Source organism: Hydrogenophaga taeniospiralis CCUG 15921 (assembly GCF_001592305.1).
Taxonomy (GTDB): domain Bacteria; phylum Pseudomonadota; class Gammaproteobacteria; order Burkholderiales; family Burkholderiaceae_C; genus Hydrogenophaga; species Hydrogenophaga taeniospiralis.
In genome coordinates this window covers 72202-90125 of sequence record NZ_BCWR01000011.1, presented here as the reverse complement: position 1 = coordinate 90125, position 17924 = coordinate 72202, and the positions used below count along the sequence as shown (strand labels likewise).

The 17924-nt window shown below is 68.9% G+C and carries 17 protein-coding genes; 7 read left to right on the top strand and 10 right to left on the bottom strand.

Features of this window, described 5'->3' with window-relative positions; genetic code table 11:
• Positions 1-120 precede the first annotated feature (120 nt).
• Both HTA01S_RS14610 and HTA01S_RS14605 read right to left on the bottom strand, forming a co-directional pair.
• Positions 121-1908: an ABC transporter transmembrane domain-containing protein gene (locus HTA01S_RS14610; protein WP_068173058.1), complete on the bottom strand. Its 1788-nt coding sequence runs from the start codon at positions 1906-1908 to the stop codon at positions 121-123.
• 76 nt (positions 1909-1984) lie between these two features.
• Complete coding sequence (locus HTA01S_RS14605; protein WP_218017357.1) at positions 1985-3019, bottom strand: magnesium transporter; 1035 nt, start codon at positions 3017-3019, stop codon at positions 1985-1987.
• Between the two features lie 239 nt (positions 3020-3258).
• Here HTA01S_RS14605 and HTA01S_RS14600 point away from each other — a divergent pair, with 239 nt between their 5' ends.
• The gene (locus HTA01S_RS14600; RefSeq protein ID WP_068173055.1) at positions 3259-3687 is read left to right on the top strand and encodes a universal stress protein; all 429 of its coding nucleotides are present in this window, start codon (positions 3259-3261) and stop codon (positions 3685-3687) included.
• Between the two features lie 41 nt (positions 3688-3728).
• Here HTA01S_RS14600 and HTA01S_RS14595 read toward each other — a convergent pair whose 3' ends face one another.
• Entirely contained in the window at positions 3729-4190 is a 462-nt protein-coding gene (locus HTA01S_RS14595) for a CBS domain-containing protein (protein WP_068173052.1), read from the bottom strand.
• Positions 4191-4540: 350 nt separating this feature from the next.
• Positions 4541-5311, bottom strand: a complete 771-nt coding sequence (locus tag HTA01S_RS14590; RefSeq protein WP_169804782.1) for a Crp/Fnr family transcriptional regulator — start codon at positions 5309-5311, stop codon at positions 4541-4543.
• A gap of 246 nt (positions 5312-5557) precedes the next feature.
• Here HTA01S_RS14590 and HTA01S_RS14585 point away from each other — a divergent pair, with 246 nt between their 5' ends.
• Genes HTA01S_RS14585 through HTA01S_RS14575 form a run of 3 tightly spaced genes read left to right on the top strand, consistent with a single transcriptional unit; the run spans position 5558 to position 8804 of the window.
• Positions 5558-7090 (top strand): PAS domain-containing sensor histidine kinase, encoded by a 1533-nt coding sequence (locus tag HTA01S_RS14585; RefSeq protein WP_068173045.1) that lies wholly within the window; start codon positions 5558-5560, stop codon positions 7088-7090.
• Positions 7087-7800, top strand: a complete 714-nt coding sequence (locus HTA01S_RS14580; protein ID WP_068173043.1) for a response regulator — start codon at positions 7087-7089, stop codon at positions 7798-7800. The genes HTA01S_RS14585 and HTA01S_RS14580 overlap by 4 nt, the downstream gene beginning before the upstream one ends.
• Positions 7801-7808: 8 nt before the next feature.
• Positions 7809-8804: a zinc-dependent alcohol dehydrogenase family protein gene (locus HTA01S_RS14575; protein WP_068173503.1), complete on the top strand. Its 996-nt coding sequence runs from the start codon at positions 7809-7811 to the stop codon at positions 8802-8804.
• 13 nt (positions 8805-8817) lie between these two features.
• Here HTA01S_RS14575 and HTA01S_RS14570 read toward each other — a convergent pair whose 3' ends face one another.
• The 4 genes from HTA01S_RS14570 to groL are packed head-to-tail and all read right to left on the bottom strand — an operon-like array spanning position 8818 to position 12357.
• Positions 8818-9438, bottom strand: a complete 621-nt coding sequence (locus HTA01S_RS14570) for a phosphoribosyltransferase (RefSeq protein WP_068173033.1) — start codon at positions 9436-9438, stop codon at positions 8818-8820.
• An 11-nt stretch (positions 9439-9449) separates the two neighbouring features.
• On the bottom strand, positions 9450-10025 hold the full coding sequence (locus HTA01S_RS14565) for a bifunctional pyr operon transcriptional regulator/uracil phosphoribosyltransferase PyrR (RefSeq protein ID WP_068173030.1): 576 nt from the start codon (positions 10023-10025) through the stop codon (positions 9450-9452).
• A gap of 16 nt (positions 10026-10041) precedes the next feature.
• Positions 10042-10689 (bottom strand): dienelactone hydrolase family protein, encoded by a 648-nt coding sequence (locus HTA01S_RS14560; RefSeq protein ID WP_068173027.1) that lies wholly within the window; start codon positions 10687-10689, stop codon positions 10042-10044.
• Positions 10690-10722: 33 nt separating this feature from the next.
• Positions 10723-12357, bottom strand: a complete 1635-nt coding sequence (gene groL / locus HTA01S_RS14555) for a chaperonin GroEL (RefSeq protein WP_068173501.1) — start codon at positions 12355-12357, stop codon at positions 10723-10725.
• A gap of 261 nt (positions 12358-12618) precedes the next feature.
• Between groL and HTA01S_RS14550 the strand changes: the two genes are divergently transcribed.
• On the top strand, positions 12619-13044 hold the full coding sequence (locus HTA01S_RS14550) for an Hsp20/alpha crystallin family protein (RefSeq protein WP_068173022.1): 426 nt from the start codon (positions 12619-12621) through the stop codon (positions 13042-13044).
• Between the two features lie 21 nt (positions 13045-13065).
• On the opposite strand, the gene ftsH is transcribed toward HTA01S_RS14550, so the two are convergent.
• Together ftsH and HTA01S_RS14540 are read right to left on the bottom strand one after the other, a co-directional pair.
• On the bottom strand, positions 13066-14916 hold the full coding sequence (gene ftsH, locus HTA01S_RS14545) for an ATP-dependent zinc metalloprotease FtsH (protein WP_068173017.1): 1851 nt from the start codon (positions 14914-14916) through the stop codon (positions 13066-13068).
• 157 nt (positions 14917-15073) lie between these two features.
• Positions 15074-15367 (bottom strand): hypothetical protein, encoded by a 294-nt coding sequence (locus tag HTA01S_RS14540; protein ID WP_169804781.1) that lies wholly within the window; start codon positions 15365-15367, stop codon positions 15074-15076.
• Between the two features lie 184 nt (positions 15368-15551).
• Between HTA01S_RS14540 and HTA01S_RS14535 the strand changes: the two genes are divergently transcribed.
• Together HTA01S_RS14535 and HTA01S_RS14530 are read left to right on the top strand one after the other, a co-directional pair.
• Positions 15552-16778 carry a YjgN family protein gene (locus tag HTA01S_RS14535; protein WP_068173012.1) on the top strand — a complete coding sequence of 409 codons (1227 nt, stop codon included), beginning with the start codon at positions 15552-15554 and terminating at the stop codon, positions 16776-16778.
• Positions 16778-17899 carry a M48 family metallopeptidase gene (locus HTA01S_RS14530; RefSeq protein WP_068173008.1) on the top strand — a complete coding sequence of 374 codons (1122 nt, stop codon included), beginning with the start codon at positions 16778-16780 and terminating at the stop codon, positions 17897-17899. The genes HTA01S_RS14535 and HTA01S_RS14530 overlap by 1 nt, the downstream gene beginning before the upstream one ends.
• Positions 17900-17924: the final 25 nt, after the last annotated feature.

Here is a 17924-nt window from a genome sequence, read left to right as displayed (position 1 = left end):
AGGCGACCCGCGCAGCGGCGGGGCGTGGGGGCGGAGTTTCGCCGCCGGGCCGCCCCAAGGCGAAACAGCCCCCTTGGGGGGCAGCGACCCGCGCAGCGGCGGAGCGTGGGGGCGTACGTCCTATGCGTTGAACTGCAGCGCCGCCAGCCCCGCGTACACACCACCCCGCGCCACGAGCTGCGCGTGTGTGCCCTGTTCCACCAGCCGCCCGTGGTCCAACACCACAATGTGGTCGGCCTGCTGCACCGTGGCCAGGCGGTGGGCGATCACGAGGGTGGTGCGGTCCTTCATCGCCGATTCCAGCGCGGCCTGCACCATGCGCTCGCTCTGCGCGTCCAGCGCGCTGGTGGCTTCGTCCAGCAACAGCAGGGGCGGGTTCTTCAACGTGGCGCGTGCGATGGCGATGCGCTGGCGCTGCCCGCCCGAGAGTCGCACGCCGCGCTCGCCCAGAAAGGTGTCATAGCCCTCGGGCAGCTTCGAGATGAACTCGTCCGCGAAGGCCGCGTGGGCCGCGGTGCGCACCTGTTCGTCGCTCGCGCCGGGCTTGCCGTAGCGGATGTTTTCCAGCGCGCTGGTGGAGAAGATCACCGGGTCCTGCGGCACGATGCCGATGCGGCTGCGCAGATCGTGCAGGCTCAATTGGTCGATGGGCACGCCGTCCAGCGCGATGCGGCCCGAGGCCGGGTCGTAGTAGCGCAGCAGCAGGCCGAACACCGTGCTCTTGCCCGCGCCGCTCGGCCCCACCAGCGCCACGGTCTGGCCGGGCTTCACGTCGAGCGAAAAGCCCGCCAGCGCCGCCTGCGCGGGGCGCGACGGGTAGTGGAACGTGATCTGCTCGAACACCAGCGCGCTGCCGCCTTGCGGCTGGGCCGCGGCCACCGGCTGGGCGGGCGACTGCACCGGCGACTCCAGGCTCAGCAACTCCATCAGCCGCTCGCTCGCGCCCGCGGCGCGCAGCAGGTCGCCATAGACCTCGCCCAGCACCGCCACCGCGCCGGCCAGGATGATGATGTAGACGACGGTCTGGCCCAGGTGCCCGGCGCTGATGTCTCCCGCGATCACCGCCTGCGTGCCCTGGTACAGGCCCCACAGCAGCAGGGCGGCCGTGCTGATGATGATGAACGCCACCAGGCCGGAGCGCGCGCGGCTGCGGCGCACGGCGGTGCTGAAGGCGTGTTCGGTCGCGTCGGCGAAACGCCGCGCTTCGCGGTTTTCCGCCGTGTAGCTCTGCACGATGGGGATCGCGTTGAGCACCTCGGCCGCGATCGCGCTCGAATCGGCCACGCGGTCCTGGCTGGCGCGCGAGAGCTTGCGCACGCGCCGGCCAAACCACATGCTCGGCAGCACCACCAGCAACAGGATCAGCAACACCTGCGTCATCACGTAGGGGTTGGTCCAGACCAGCATCACCAGCGCGCCCAGGCCGGTGACCAGGTTGCGCAGTCCCATGGAAAGCGAAGAGCCCACCACCGTCTGCACCAGGGTGGTGTCGGTGGTCAGGCGCGAGAGCACTTCGCCGGTCTGGGTGGTTTCAAAAAACTGCGGGCTCTGGCGCAGCACATGGCTGTAGACCGCGTTGCGCAGGTCGGCGGTGATGCGGTCGCCCAGCCAACTCACGAAATAGAAGCGCAGCGCCGACGACAGGCCCAGCAGCACGGCCACGCCAAACAGCTGCAGGAAGTGCCCGCGCAGGCCCATGGTCTGCGCGCCGCGGTCCAGCGAGACCAGGCCGCCGTCGATGAGGTGGCGCAGCGCCAGTGGAAACAGCAGCGTGGCCACCGCGGCCAGGATCAGGAACACCACGGCCAGCCCGATCTGCAGCCGGTAGGGCCGCATGAACGGCAACAGGCCGCCCAGCGAGGTGGGGGTGGTGGCTTTTGGGCGTTCGGTCGGGGCTGCAGCACTCATGGCAGGAGTGTGCCGGGTTTTTGCCTGGCCTTGCCGGAGCTCGCCCGGGGCGTGAGGCCGTGGCCGGCTTGCCGCACTACAGCACCACCGCGCTCACGACCACGAAGTAGGTCAGCAGGCTCAGCAGGTCCTGCACGATCGTCGCCAGCGGGCCGCTGCCGTAGGCCGGGTCGCTGCCCAGCCGGCTCAGCACCCAGGGCAGCACCAGCCCGATCGTGGTGGCGATGCCGCCGGCCGCCACCAGTGCCGCCGCGACCGCGAAGGCCAGTGGCCAGTCGCCAAACGCCAATCCCACCGCCGGCAGCGTGAGCCCGGCGAGCACCAGGCCGATCAGCAGGCCGGTACGCATCTCGCCACCGATCAGCGTGGACAGGCGCGCATGGCTCAGCGAGAGCCCGCGCACCGCCACCGCCTCGGTCTGTGTGCCGATGGCGTCGGCCAGGTACACCAGCCCGGGCACGAAGAAGGCGATCGACGGGTGCAAGGCCAGTGTGTGTTCGAAGCGGGCGACGATGAAGGTGGCCAGGACGCTGCCCAGCAGCCCCACCAGCAGCCAGGGCAGGCGGTGCCGCAGGCGGCGCATGGGCGGCTCTTCCATCGCCTCGCGGGCGTGCAGGCCCTCGCGCGTGATGCCGGCGAAGCGGTGGATGTCTTCCACGTGTTCGCGCCGCAGGATGTGCAGCAGCGCCGAGGCCGGCACCACGCCCACCAGGCGCCCCTGGGTGTCGGTCACCGGGATCGCACTGAGCTCATGGTGCAGCGCCAGCGATGCCACGCGCTCCTGGTCCGTTTCGGGGTGTACCTTGGGAAAATGGGCGGTGACCGCCTGGTCCAGGCGCATGTCGCGCGGCAGGGTGAGCAAGGCCCCCAGCGGCACGATGCCCAGCAGGCGATCATCGGTTCCGACCACGCACACCAGGTCCATGCACTTGCTGGGCCGCGCGATCAGCTGGGTCAACACCTCGGCCACCGTCTGGCCCGGTGTGGCTCTCGGCACGTCGGCCACCGCGTGGCGTCCCGCGCTTTCATTGTGGCGCGGCGGCGCGGGCGGGTCCTGTTCGGTCCGTGGCGGGGTCGCGACTGGCATGGCGGTGGCGCTGGGGTTCGACATGGGGGCTCCTGTCCGTGGGCGGTGCGTGTGCCCGTCCTCCGTACGCAGTGTAGTTTTCACCACCGGTTCCGATCTTGCTCACCCCCACCACCGTGTGGGGCCACCGCTTTGAACCGGGTTGAGCAGACTCAATCGGGAGCGGTGTTGGGCTGCCTAGGATCGGATGGGTTGCAGTGCGCTTGTCGCCTTCGTACCGCGGCCTTTGGTGTCAACGGGGCGCAGAGGATGGAGGTATCGCCATGCTGAAGTTTCTGATCGCCGTGGATGGTTCCGCGCACGCGATGAATGCCATCGGTGCCGTTGCCGCGCTGGCACGCGCGCCGGCGCCCCTGGAAGTGGTCCTCATCAACGTGAGGAACGACCCGATCTACTACGCCGAGCTGCCGCCCGATGCCTTGCAGGAGCTGGAGGCCGCCGTGCTGACCCAGCAGGCCCGGGTGCTGCAGGAAGCCGCCGCCCACGCGCGGGCCAGCGGCCTGACGGTGAGCGCCACACGGGACCCCAGCGGGACTGCGGCGTCGGAGATCGTGCGGGCCGCCGACGACCTCGGGGTTGACCAGATCGCCATGGGAACGCGCGGCATGGGCTCGATGGGCAGTCTGTTCCTGGGGTCGGTGGCTCAGCGGGTGGTTCACCTGGCCAAGGTGCCGGTCCTGCTGGTGAAGTAGGGCGGACGGACCGACCCCCCGTGAGCCCGGGCAATGGGTGCTCAGGGGCGGTCCCTGCGTTCATGCAGGTACTGCGCTTCGATGGTGGCCGCCATGTCGCGCAACTGGTCCGCCATCAGTGGCAGCAGATCGTCCAGCGTCACCAGACCGACCAGCAACCCTTGTGGCGTGACGATCGGCAGCCGGCGCAGGCCCTTGTGGCGCATGGTCGAGAGCAGGTCCTTGATCGAGTCTTCTTCCAGCGCCGTGACCAGGTTGGGGGTCATCACGTCTTCGACCGCGAGAACGGCGGGATCCAGTCCCTGGGCCACCACGGCGGTCACGATGTCGCGGTCGGTCAGTATGCCCACGGCGATGCGGCCGGCGCCGGTGTCGTCCACCACGATCAGGCTGCCCACGTGCCTTTCTCGCATGAGGCTGGCTGCTTCGCCCAGTGGCATGCTGCGCTCGGCCACGGTGACGATCCGGTTGCAGATGTCGGCGGCGTTCATCTTTTCGCGCATGGGTTTCTCCTGGGTGCGCCGGGTGGGGATGGCGCTTGGCCGGCCTTTTGGGCTCAAGGGGCCACGGGCCAGCCCTTCAACATGAAGAAGGCCCGCCGACCCTGACGGGTGGCGGGCCTTGTGAAGGTCCCCGGCATCGCGTGCGACCGTCCTGCCGGTCTGAGGGTGCCTTCACCCCTCGTGGTGTCGGAGACACCACGACCTTTCCCCCTAAAGGGAAACCTCACCTCGCCGCTGGCGGGCGGACTTTCATCACATCCCCCATTGGCCATTGCAGTGTGCAGCCACCGGGGCGTGTGGCCATTGAGCATGCTCAATTCAGCCGCAGATTTTCAGATTTTCTGAACAGCTCAGGCCGCGAGCCGGTGAACGGTGGGGCGCCGGCTCTGCGCGGGCATGCTGCCGTTGGCGGGGAGCCGGGCGCGCACGATCAGGGGCGCGTCCATCGGCCGCCGGGTGCTGCGGGCGAAGGCCGCAAGGCCGTCCATGTCCCGTATCCCGACTTCTCGGTCGCACACCTGGATCAGACCCAGCGCGGCCAGGGTGGTGAAGCTGCGGCTGACCGTTTCGTGCGCCACACCCAGCAGGCTGGCGATCTCGCGCCGCCCCATTCGCAGGAGGAAGCGGCTCGGCGACAGTCCACAGTCCGCCATGCGCCGGGAATGCTGGATCAGGAAGCGGGCCAGGCGCACCTCGGAAGCGACCGCCGCCATGATGTCCACCAGCTCGCGGCTGTGCGCCAGGGTCCGGCTGCCGCAGTGCTGCAGCATCTGGCCAAAGGCCGGAAGCGCCTGGCTCAGAGACGGTATGTCGCTGCAGGGAACCACATGGACGGCGGATGCCTCCAGGGCGGAGATGGCCACCGGATACGACGCCATGCACAGTGCGTCAAATCCCAGGACTTCGCCGCGGATGGCAAAGGCCAGCACCTGCTCATAGCCGTCTTCGTCGGTGCGGAAGATCTTGAACGTGCCTGCGCGCACGAAAAAGAGGGCGTCGACGGGCGCACCTTCGAGCACCAGGCACTCGCCCGCATGGAGATGCCGAAGGACGACGGGGATCCGCTCGGCGGCCTGCGGACGTTCAACAGGGGTCCCCGTCAACTGCAACAGATCGGCCATGGTGCTGACCGCGGATCGGGCGGTGCGATCGGCCTGCCCGCCGTGGGTCTGGCTCGGATTTCTGCGGCTCATCGCTTGCTCCTGCTTGCAAACCTCGAAACAGGTTCATCATTCGTCAGCATGTGCCAAATGTCACGATCCATCCATCGGACTCGGCGCACGGATGGAGTCGGAATCCGGGTCGGGGCGCGAGGGAAGTTGTCTGATGGAGTGTAGGAAAAATCTGATTCAACAGAGAGGTTCTGCATGCACAAACACCGTCCTCCTGCGGATGCCCAGGACATGGATTCGCTCATCGAGACCGGGGCCATTCATGCGGCACTGGAAGGCATCGTCACCATCGATGAATCGATGCGCATCGTGATGATCAATCCCGCCGCGCAGCGCATGTTTGGCCGCAGCGCTTCGCAGGCGCTGGGTCGAGATCTGTCCATCCTGATTCCGGATGCGTTGCGGGCGCCGCACGCCGATCACGTGCGGCAGTTCATGGGATCGGACGTGGTGGAGCGCCCGATGGCCGAGCGCGGCAAGCTGGTGGGCCTGCGGGCCAACGGCGAGGTGTTCCCGCTGGAAGCGGCCATCTGCAAGGTGGATGTTGCGGGCGCTGGGGGTGCGAAGCGCTATGTCACGGCGCTGCTGCGCGACGTGAGCGACGAACACAGGCTGGAGGCGCTGATCGATCAGCTCAACCGGCGCATGCGTTCGCTGTTTGATCTGCTGCCTGTGGCGATCTGGATCGCACAAGGCGAGCGGGTGGTCTACGCCAACCGGGCATGTGCCCGCCTGTTTGGCATGGCGCGTCGCGAGAGCCTGACCGGGCAATCGATCTACGCGCTCCTGGCTCCCGTGGCGCACGACCTGGTCCGCGAAAAAATGGCCCATGCGCTGGCCTGGCAGGAAGAGGTGTTGACCGTGCACGGGAAGATTGCCCGGCACGACGGATCGTCACGGGATGTCGAGATGGTGGTGGCCGCGTTGCCGGACCACTCGCGCACCCTGGTCCAGATGGTCCTGTCCGACGTCACGGAACAATCACAGGAGCGGCGCGACCTGCTGGACTCGCGGCGCACCCTCAGGGACCTGGCCGCGAGCGTGGTGGACGCTCGGGAAGAAGAGCGGCGGCGCATCGCCCGCGAGCTGCACGACGAGCTGGGCCAGCGGCTCACGGCCCTGAAGCTGGAGCTGTCCGCGCTGGAGAGGAGCGGGGCGCTGGGTGGGCCCTCGGCGCACATGCGATCCATGATCGAGATGGTGGACGACACGGTGGCCGCCACGCGCCGGATTTCGATGGACTTGCGCCCGTTGATGCTGGACGACCTGGGCCTGAGCGCGGCCATCGAGTGGCTGGCTCAGGATTTCGAGAAGCGCACGGGGCTGCAGGTGGTGTTGCGGCTCGACCCTTTGCCGGACCCGATGCCGCAGAAGGCCCTGACCGCGCTCTACCGCATCGTGCAGGAGGCCCTGACCAACATCGTTCGCCACGCGCGCGCCACGCGCGCGGTGGTGTCGATGGCCCACTCGGCATCGCACATCGATCTCTGCGTCGAGGACAACGGCAGCGGGTTTCCCGATGACCCGCCCCGGACCCCGAGGCGTTCGTTCGGCCTGATCGGCATTCGCGAGCGGGTGCTCATGCTGGGAGGGCAGCTCAGCATCGGCAACCTGCCGGAGGGTGGTGCGAAGCTGGTGGTGAGGTTGCCCATATCCGGGACACACGACACGGCGATGGCCACGGCGGCGCCGCAGGACAACGGTTCGGTTGCTGGAGATGCGCCATGAACGACACCACATTGCACGCCGGGCTCAGTCTGCTGCTGGTGGACGACCACACGGTGGTGCGCGAGGGGCTCAAGCGGCTGCTGGACCCGCAGGCGAACCCGTGGAGCATCACCGAGGCCGGCACCGGTTTTCAGGCGCTGGAATGCCTGCGCCGCCAGGCTTTCGATCTCGCCATCGTGGACCTGTCCCTGCCGGGCATGAGCGGGCTGGATCTGATCCAGCGCATCAAGAGCGAGTTCCCTTCGGTGGCGGTGCTGGTGCTGACGATGCACAGCGAAGAGCAATACGCCATTCGCGCCTTGAAGGCGGGGGCCAACGGCTACGTCACCAAGGACAGCGCGGTCACCGAGCTGGTGGCCGCGGTGCGCAAGGTGGCGTCGGGTGGTGTTTTCCTTTCGGCGTCGCTGGCCGAGCGGGTGGTGCATCAGCTCAATGGGCAGCACCCGCTGCACGATCTGCAGACCCTGACCAACCGGGAGCTCGACATCCTGCAGCGCATCGTGAGCGGCCAGCGCCCGGTGGACATCGCCGACGCGCTGCACCTGTCGATCAAGACGGTGAGCACGCACAAGAAACACATCCAGGAAAAGCTGGGGCTGGACTCCACGGCCGCGCTGGTGCGCTTCGGGCTGGAGCACCGGCTGGGCCGGGAGCTCATGGGGGAGGCCCCGCCCGGGGACGGCGATGGCAATGAAAGGGCAGCGAGATGAGCCACACGATGCGCGCCATGGTGCTGGAGCGGCCCGGTACCCGCCTGCGCCTGACGCACTGCGCGGTGCCGGAGCCCGGCGTCGGTCAGGTCCTGATCGCGGTGGAAGCCTGCGGCGTGTGCCGCACCGACCTGCACCTGGTGGACGGCGAGCTGCCCGACCCGGTGCTGCCCATGATTCCCGGCCACGAGATCGTGGGCCGGGTGGTGGCTTTGGGGGCCGGCGTGCAGGGCTGGCAGGCCGGACAACGCGTGGGCGTGCCCTGGCTGGGCTGGACCTGTGGCCACTGCCGGTTCTGCCGTGCCGGACGGGAAAACCTGTGCGAACGGGCGCGCTTCACCGGCTACCAGATCCCCGGCGGCTACGCGCAGTACACCGTGGCCGACGCGCGCTACGGCTTCGCGCTGCCCGAAGAAACCGCGCCCGAGCACCTGGCGCCGCTGCTGTGCGCGGGGCTGATCGGCTACCGCGCGCTGCGCATGGCGGGCGATGCGCGGCGGCTCGGGGTGTACGGCTTCGGTGCGGCGGCGCACCTGATCACGCAGGTGGCGCGGCGCCAGGGCCGCGAGGTGTTCGCGCTCACGCGCCCGGGCGATGCACAGAGCCAGGCGTTTGCCCGCAGCCTGGGCGCGGCCTGGGCCGGTGGTTCGGATGAAACGCCCCCCGAACCGCTGGACGCGGCCCTGATCTTTGCCCCGGCGGGCGCGCTGGTGCCGGCCGCGCTGCGGCACGTGGAGCGGGGCGGCTGCGTGGTGTGTGCGGGCATCCACATGAGCGACATCCCTTCGTTTCCCTACGCCTGGCTCTGGGGCGAGCGCTCGCTGCGCTCGGTGGCCAACCTGACGCGGCGCGATGGCGACGAGTTCTTCGAACTGGTGCGGCAGGCGCCGCTGCAGACCGAGGTGCACCTGTTCGCGCTGGAGCAGGCCAACGAGGCGCTGGACCAGTTGCGCCGCGGCGCTTTCCAGGGCGCGGCCGTGCTGCGCATGGACGCGCCGGCCTGAATGCGCAGGCGGTTCAGGCCCTGAGCTGCGCGATCACCTCGTCGTCCTCCACCTGGGGAAAGTCGCGGTAGAACTGGCCGACGGCCTGGAAGTCTTCGGGGGCGTGCAGGCAGACCACCTCGTCGGCCAGGGGCTGGACATGCTCCAGTGCTTCGATCGACGACACCGGCACGGCGCAGACCAGCCGCTTCGGGTGGCGCTGGCGCACGCTGTGCAGCGCGGCGATCATGGTCGCGCCGGTGGCCAGGCCGTCGTCCACCACGATCACCACGCGCCCGGCCGGGTCGATGGGGGTGCGCAGCGGCGAATACATCGCACGGCGCGCATCGAGCGCCCGGAGCTGCTGGCGCTTTTCCTCGGCGATGTAGTCCGGATCGGCGCCGACCTCGGCCGCATAGGGTGCGATGGTGCTCCAGCCGCTCTCGTCGATGGCGCCGATGGCCAGTTCGGGCTGGTACGGCGCGTGCAGCTTGCGCACCAGCACCACGTCGAAATCGCCTAGGAGCAGGTCGGCCAGGGTCTTGCCCATGGGCACCGCGCCACGGGGAATGGCGAGCACCAGCGGTTTCTGGCCCCGGTAGGCGCCCAGGCGGGTCGCCAGCTGGCGGGCGGCGTCTTCGCGGTCCTGGAACATGGTGGGTCCTCTCAAGTGGCCCGGCCCGCGGGCGCTGGCCGCAGCAACTGGACGCTGAAGTCCGGCTCGTAGGGGGGCACATGGCATTCGACGATGTCGGTGGGCGCGACTTCCAGCCGCAGCCCCACCACGTCGGCACGCAGCGGCAAAGTGGTCACGCAGCGGTCGGCCAGAACCACGAGGTGCACGGCCGCAGGGCGTTTGCGGGTCAGCCAGTCCACCACCTTCAGCGCGGAGTGACCGGTGTAGAGCACATCGTCCACCACGAGCAGGGTGTGGTCGCGCAGGTCGAGCGCGGCGTGGTGCGGCGCTTCGGCGAACTGCGTGTCGGGGAACAACAGCGTGAGGTCGTCGGCGTAGCGCTTGACCGACAGGTCCAGCCGCAGCGGCGGGGCCAGGCCATGGCGCTGCACCATGCGCTGGGTCAGGCGGTCGGCCAGCGGCGCGCCCCGGCGCAGCACGCCCACCACCGCCACCGGGCCGCTGCCGTGCAGCAACCCGGTCGCCTGCTGTGCCATGCGGTCCATCACAGCGCCCAGGCTGGCGCTGTCGTAGAGGCAGGTTCGGGAGCCTGGAACGTCGTTCATGGGGTGACGGCGCGCTTCAGACGCCCGGCCTGTGAGGCAGGTGTTTCAGGAACCAGTCGGCGGCGAGCGCGGCCACGCTCTCCAGTGCGCCGGGCTCTTCGAACAGGTGGGTGGCACCCGGCACCACTTCCAGGCGTTTGGTGCAGCGCAACTGGCGCAGCGCCCAGCGGTTGAGGTCCAGCACGTCCTCGTCGTCGCCGCCCACGATCAGCAGTGTGGGCGCCTGCACCCGGGTCAGGTGCTCCGGGGCCAGATCGGGGCGCCCGCCGCGTGAGACCACTGCGGCGATGTCCTGGGGCCGATCCGCCGCGGCCACCAGCGCGGCCGCTGCCCCCGTGCTGGCGCCAAAGAGGCACAGCGGCAGGCCCGAGAGGTCTTCGCGCTGCCTGGCCCATCGCAGGGCCTCCTGCACCCGTTGACCCAGCAGCGCGATGTCGAACACCTTGCGCCGGTCGCGCGCTTCGTCCAGGGTCAGCAGGTCGAACAGCAGGGTGGCCAGCCCGTGCCGTTGCAGCGCGCGGGCCACCCAGCGGTTGCGTTCGCTCAGGCGGCTGCTGCCGCTGCCGTGCGCGAACAGCACCAGGCCCCGGGCCTGGGCCGGCAGCGCCAGATCGCCCTGCAGCGAAGACGCCTGGAGAACCACGGCTTCATTGATCATGGCCATGTCGGTGGCTGATGGCGCGGGGGGTGTTCCACCCTATAACTCCGGCATGGTGGCCCCGGGCATGCCCATGTCCTGCGGGGCCTTGGGCGCCGGGGCGTTGGCGATCATGCAGTCGGTGGTCAGCACCAGGCTGGCGATGGAGCCGGCGTTCTGCAGCGCCAGGCGCGTCACCTTGGCCGGGTCCATCACGCCCATCTGCAGCAGGTCACCGTAGCTGCGGGTGGCCGCGTTGTAGCCGTACGCGGGCTCGGCCGAGTCGTCCACGCGCTGCAGCACCACCGAGGGCTCGTCGCCCGCATTGCGGGTGATGCAGCGCAGCGGCTCTTCCAGCGCCTGCGCGATGAGTCGGATGCCCGAGTCGTGGTCCAGCGAGCCGCCGTGCTGGTCCGCCAGCACACGCCGCGCGCGCAGCAGCGCCACGCCGCCACCGGGCACGATGCCTTCCTCGATCGCCGCGCGGGTGGCGTGCAGCGCGTCTTCGACGCGGATCTTGCGTTCCTTCAGCTCGGTCTCGGTGGCCGCGCCCACCTTGATCAGGGCCACGCCGCCCGACAACCTGGAGATGCGCTCTTCCAGCTTCTCCTTGTCGTAGTCGCTGGTGGCGGCCTCGCGCTCCTTGCGCAGGCTGGCCACGCGTTCCTGGATCGCCTGCGTGGTACCGGCGCCGCCGATCACCGTGGTGTCGTCCTTGCCCACCTCCACCCGCTTGGCCCGCCCCAGATCGGAGAGCTGGGCCTTGGCCAGCGTCAGGCCCAGCTCGTCGCTGATCACGGTGCCGCCGGTGAGCACGGCGATGTCCTGCAACATGGCCTTGCGCCGGTCGCCAAAGCCGGGGGCCTTCACCGCGCAGGCCTTGAGCGTGCCGCGCATGGTGTTGATCACCAGCGTGGCCAGGGCATCGCTGTCGATGTCTTCGGCAATGACCAGCAGGGGCTGGCCGCCCTTGACCACCTCTTCCAGCAGAGGCAGCAGGTCCTTGAGCGAAGACAGGCGCTTGTCGTACAGCAGGATGGCCGCATCCTCCAGCGTGGCGCTCTGGCGCTCGGGGTTGTTGATGAAGTAGGGCGAGAGAAAGCCGCGATCGAACTGCAGGCCCTCCACCACCTCCAGCTCGCTGCTCAGGCCCGAGCCGTCTTCGATGGAGATCGCGCCCTCGCGGCCCACGCTGTCGATCGCGCGCGCCAGCAGCTCGCCGATCGAGCGGTCGTTGTTGGCCGAGATGGATGCCACATGGGCGATCTCCTGCGAGCTGGCGCAGGGCCGCGCCATGCGGTGAAGTTCGGCCACCACCGCTTCAATGGCCTGCTCCATGCCGCGCTTCAGGTCCATCGGGTTCATGCCGCCGGCCAGGTAGCGCAGGCCCTGCTGGATCATGGCGTGCGCGAGCACGGTGGCGGTGGTGGTGCCGTCGCCCGCCATCTCGCTGGTGCGCGAGGCCACCTCGCGCAGCAGTTGCGCGCCCATGTTTTCGAAGCGGTTTTCCAGCTCCACCGACTTGGCCACCAGCACGCCGGAGTTCACGATCTGTGGCGCGCCGTAGTCGCGGTCCAGGATCACGGTGCGCCCGCGCGGGCCCAGCGTCACCTTCACCGCCTCGGCCAGGGCATCGACACCGCGGCGGATCTTGTCGCGGGCCTCTTCGCGAAAGAGCAGTTGTCTGGCTGTCATGTCCAAGTCCTCCAGCGGCAAATCTCTGGGCATCTGTGTGATGGCGGCGTTCAGCGCATCTTTCCACCGCCCGGGGCAGGTTCGATTGAGCGTGCGCAATGCCGTGGCATCTGGGGCCGCCGCCAGCGGTGCGTCGCCGCGTGGCGCGCCATTGACCAGACTCAATGCGCAGGCTGCTGCCGCGTAGCAGCATTCCCGTCGGGGCGCGTTGCTGCCTTTGCGCTCCAGTCATCCCGCATACCACCCCAAAGGAGAAGCTTCATGAACGAACTCAGTACCCGCGATCCGTTCTCCACCGATCTCTTCGATGACGCTTTTCGCAATTTCCTGCGCCCCTGGGTGGCCCGTGGCACCAGCCACACCCCCCAGATCAAGATCGAGCTCACCGAAAGCAACGGCGACTACAAGCTCAAGGCCGACATCCCCGGCGTGCGCAAGGAAGACATCGAGATCAACATCGATGAGAACAAGGTGAGCATCTCGGCCGAGATGAAGAAGGAAAGCGAAGAGAAGAAGGGCGACCGCGTCATCCGCTCCGAGCGGCAGTACGGCTACGCCAGCCGCAGCTTCTGGCTGGACAGCCCGGTGGACAAGGGCAAGTCCACGGCCAAGTACCAGGACGGCGTGCTGGAACTGACCCTGCCCAAGAAGGCGCCGGCCACCTCGCAGCGTCTCGAAATTTCCTGAAAGCCCGCGACCGGCCAGCCTTCAGTTCACGGGCAGTTCGGGAGCGGGTTGCCCGGGCGCCGGCAGGCCGGTCAGGGCGCGCAAGGCGTCCGCGTCCAGCGTTTCCCGCACCAGCAGTTCCCGTGCGCAGCGCTCCAGCAGTTCGCGCCGCTCCCGCAGGATGTCGGTGGCACGCTCGAAGGCCTGCATCACGGCGGCTTTCACCGCTTCGTCAATGCGTTGCTGGGTTTCGGGGCCGGGGTGCCAGCCGTTCTGCGCCAGGCCCGGCACATCCAGGAAGGGCTGGCGCTGGGGCTCGAAAGCCACATAGCCCAGCGACTCGACCATGCCGTAGCGCGCGGCCATGTCGTGCGCGATGTTGGTGGCCTTGGCCAGGTCGTCCGCCGCACCGGTGGAGAGCTGGCCGAACACCAGTTTCTCCGCCGCGCGGCCGCCCAGCAGCACCGTGATCTTGTGCTCCAGCTCTTCCTGCGACATGAGGAAGCGGTCTTCGGTGGGGCGCTGGATGGTGTAGCCGAGCGCGCCGATGCCACGCGGAATGATGGACACCTTGTGCACGGTGTCGGTGCCCGGCAGCGCCATCGCCACCAGCGCGTGGCCCATTTCGTGGAAGGCCACCACCTCGCGTTCGTGCGGGTTGAGCACACGGTTCTTCTTCTCCAGCCCGGCCACGATGCGCTCGACGGCGGTGGTGAAGTCTTCCAGCGCGATGTCGGGCGCGCCGCGCCGGGTGGCCGCGAGCGCCGCTTCGTTGCACAGGTTGGCCAGGTCGGCGCCCGAGAAGCCGGTGGTGAGCTGGGCCACCTGTTCCAGCGATACCTGGGGCGAGAGCCGGATCTTGCGGGTGTGCACTTGCAGGATCTGCACCCGGCCCGCCTTGTCGGGCCGGTCCACCAGCACCTGGCGGTCGAAGCGGCCGGCGCGCAGCAGGGCCGGGTCCAGTACCTCGGGCCGGTTGGTCGCCGCCAGCAGCACCAGGCCCGACGAGCTGTCAAAACCGTCCAGCTCGGCCAGCAGCTGGTTCAGCGTCTGCTCGCGCTCGTCGTGGCCGCCAATGGGCGAGACCGCGCCCCGTGCGCGGCCCAGCGCGTCCAGTTCGTCGATGAAGATGATCGCCGGCGCCTTGGCGCGTGCCTGCTCGAACAGGTCGCGCACCCGCGCCGCACCCACGCCCACGAACATCTCCACGAACTCGCTGCCCGAGATGCTGAAGAACGGCACGCCCGCCTCGCCGGCCACGGCCTTGGCCAGCAGGGTCTTGCCGGTGCCCGGTGGCCCGACCAGCAGCACGCCGCGGGGCAGCCGCGCGCCCAGCCGGCCAGACCCTTGCGGGTCTTTCAGGAAACTCACCACCTCCTGCAGCTCGGCCTTGGCCTCGTCCACGCCGGCCACGTCAGCGAAGGTCACGCCGGTGTCGCGCTCGACATAGACCTTGGCGTGGCTCTTGCCGATGTTCATGAAGCCGCCCGCGCCCTGCCGGTCCATGAAGCGGCGGATCACGAAGAACCACAGGCCGATGAACACCAGGCCGGGCAGGATCCACGACAGCAGGTCCCGCAGCAGCGTGCTTTCCACCACGCGTCGGTAGGGCACGCCGTGTTTCGAGAGGCGTTCGGCCAGATCGCCCTCGACCCGGTTGGCCACGATGGTGGTCTTGCCGTCGGCCGCGGGGGCCTTGAGCGTGCCGGTGAGCGTGGTCTCTCCCACCACCACTTCGGCCACACGGCCCTCGGCCAGCGCCTGCTCGAACTCGCTGTAGGGCACGGCCTCCACCGTGCGGGCGGTCTGCCAGAGGGACTGGATCCATGTCAGGGCCAGCAGCGCCAGCAGCCAGTAGCCCAGGTTCCACTGGGTCTTTTGATGGGGTTGCATGTGATCGCCTTTCTGTCGGGAGCGCCGGGGGAAGCGCCGCCCATGGCGCCGCGCCAGGGGCTGGCCATCGTCCATGCATCTTAGGGGGTCATGGCGCCGCCGCGCCACCCGCCGCGCAGGCGAGGGTTCAGCCCGGGCACTGCCGGGCGGGGAGGGGTCAGGCGTGGCTGTGTGCCAATGCGCTGGCGATGCGGGTGTGGACCTTCTCCAGCTCGCCGATGAGCTCGTCGACCTGTTCCATGAACTCTTCCCGGCTGGTGTGCGGGCTGTTCGTGATCAGTTCGGTGGAGCGCTCGGCCAGCGCCTGTTCGCCCGCTTGCCGGGCCCAGCGCCGCACCTCGCAATAGGCCAGCAGGGCCAGCCGGCCCATGTCGCCGCTGCGGCGCGCGTATTGCAGGTCGCCCAGAAGGTCTTCCAGTCCGGGCAGCAAGAGTGCGTTGGAGGCGTTCATGTTGCAGTGCAGCATATCCCGTTTCCCCGGTCCGGGCGCGCCCTTTCGTCGGCCGGTGCTTTTTCGGGATGGGCGGTTGGCGGCCCGTTGCAAGTGCCCGTTTGGCGGCGGCGGGCGTGTGGACAGGGTGCATGTAGCCAAATGTTACGATGCACGCCAATTTCAAACAGAGGGAGGATCGGCCATGCAGGCAAACGACGATTTCGCGCCAACCGAGTGGATGGGCGGCGCGCCCGGCGCACCGCACAAAACCCGGGAGCTGGACATCCGCTTCACCGGATCGGGCAGCGAGTATTTCCGTATCTGGATCGTCAACCTGCTGCTGACCCTGGTCACGCTCACCTTGTACCTGCCCTTCGCCCGCGCGCGGCGCATGGCCTATTTCCAGAACAACACCCTGGTGGGCGGCGACCCGCTGGGTTTTCACGCCGACCCCTGGAAGATGTTCCGTGGCTACCTGCTGGTGCTGGTGCTCGGTGTGGGGTACTGGGGGGTGTCGAATTTCATGCCGGCCTTCGCCTGGGTGGCGCTGCTGGTGCTGATGGTCCTGTGGCCGGCGCTGTGGCGCGCCTCGCTGCAGTTCCGTCTGCGCAACACCAGCTGGCGCGGTGTGCGGCTGGCCTTCCTGGGCGATTTGAAGTCGGCCTACCTGAGCATATTGCCGTTCTTCCTGCCGGGTCTGGCCTTCCTGCTGTTCCTGCCCGACATGCCCGAGGGCGACAAGGTGGACCCCGAAGTCATCAAACAGATACTGACGGTGGAGGCCGTGGTGCTGCTGGGTTTCCTGTTCACGTTCCCCTGGCTGATGGCGCGCATCAAGCGCTACCAGCATGGGGGCTACGCCTTCGCGCAGGAGCGCACCGAACTCACCGTGGGCGCCGGGCGCTTCTACCTGCTGTTCCTCAAGGTGCTGGGGGTGATCCTGCTGGCCATGCTGGTCGCTGGCGTGTTGGTGGGCTTGGCGATGGGTGTGTTCATCGCCCTCGGTGCGTTCACCCTGGGTGAGATCTTCAGGGGCGGCGCCTCGCAGGGCATCTTCGCCATGATCGCGATGGTGTTTGTCATCGGTCTGGCCTACCTGATCCTGCCGCTGATCGTCGGCCCCTACACCACCTCGCGCCTGCAGAACCTGCTGTGGGAACACACCAGCAGCCCGAAGGTGCAGTTCCAGAGCGAGCTGCGCTTCGGCCCGCTCTTTCGCGTCACCCTGGTGAACTGGCTGCTCATCATCGTCACCCTGGGCCTGTTCTGGCCTTTTGCCAAGGTGCGCGCCACGCGGGTGCGGCTCGAAGCCATGTCGCTGCAGGTGCAGGGCGATGTGGACCACTGGGTCGCTGCGGCGCAGACGCCGGGGCAGGGCGTGCTGGGCGATGCCGCGGGCGACTTCTTCGGTTTTGACATGGGCCTGTGATGAACACGCCTGGGTCGCTCGATACCCTCTGGTTTGACGGGCGCAGCCCACGGGCCCGGCCCGCGAGCCTGCGGATCGAAGGCGACGAACTGCTGCTGGGCGCCGACGATGGCCAGGTGCGGCGCTACCCGGTGAAGGCCGTGCGCTGGCCCGAGCGCACCACCCACGGACAGCGCCAGGCCGAGCTGCCCGACGGTGGCCTGGTGCAGCACGCCAACGCCGCCGAATGGGATGCGTGGTGGCAGGCCAGCGGCCTGCACGAGAGTGCCGTGGTGGGCTGGATGCAGAGCTGGCGCGCCACGCTGGTGGCCATGGCGGGCAGCGTGGCGTTTTTCGCCGCCGCCTGGGTCTGGGGCGTGCCCTGGCTCAGCCAGACCCTGACCCAGCTGGTGCCCGCTTCGCTGGAGGTCGCCATCGGCGAGCAAAGCCTGGAGCAGCTCGACGGGCTGTTCCTCCAGCCCAGCCGCCTGCCCCAGGCCCGGCAGGACGCCCTGCGCCAGCGCTTCACCTCAGTGGTCGAGCGCGCCTACCCCGAGGGCGATGCACCGGCCTGGCAGCTGTCGTTTCACCGCTCCGAGCTGCTGGGCGCCAACGCCTTCGCCTTGCCCGGTGGCGCGATCGTGATGACCGACGAACTGGTCGAACTGCTGGACGACCAGCCCGATGCCATCGTGGGCGTGCTCGCGCACGAGCTCGGCCATGTGCAGCACCGCCACGGGCTGGACTTGATGGTGCGCGCCAGCCTGGTGAGTGCGTTGGTGGGCGTGGTGCTGGGCGACGCCAGTGGCTTCCTGGCCACCGTGCCCGCCACCCTGGCCACGCAGTCGTACTCGCGCGATGCCGAGCGCGAGGCCGACGCCCATTCGGCGCTGATGCTGCACCGCAGCGGCATACCGCCGGCGGTGATGGCGGTCTTCTTCGAGCGCCTGCTGAAGGAGGAGGGCATCGACCTGCCCGCCGACCCACCGGGGCCGCACACAGGCCCCAAAGACCCGGCCCGGGACGAGGAAAGCGCCGAGGCGCAGGACGAAGGCGGTCCGCTGCCCATCGCCATCTCCAGCCACCCGGACCACGCCGCGCGCATCCGCTTCTTCCGGGAGTGGCAGGCCACGGCCCCCTGAGACCGCACACAGGTTTCGGGCGCCG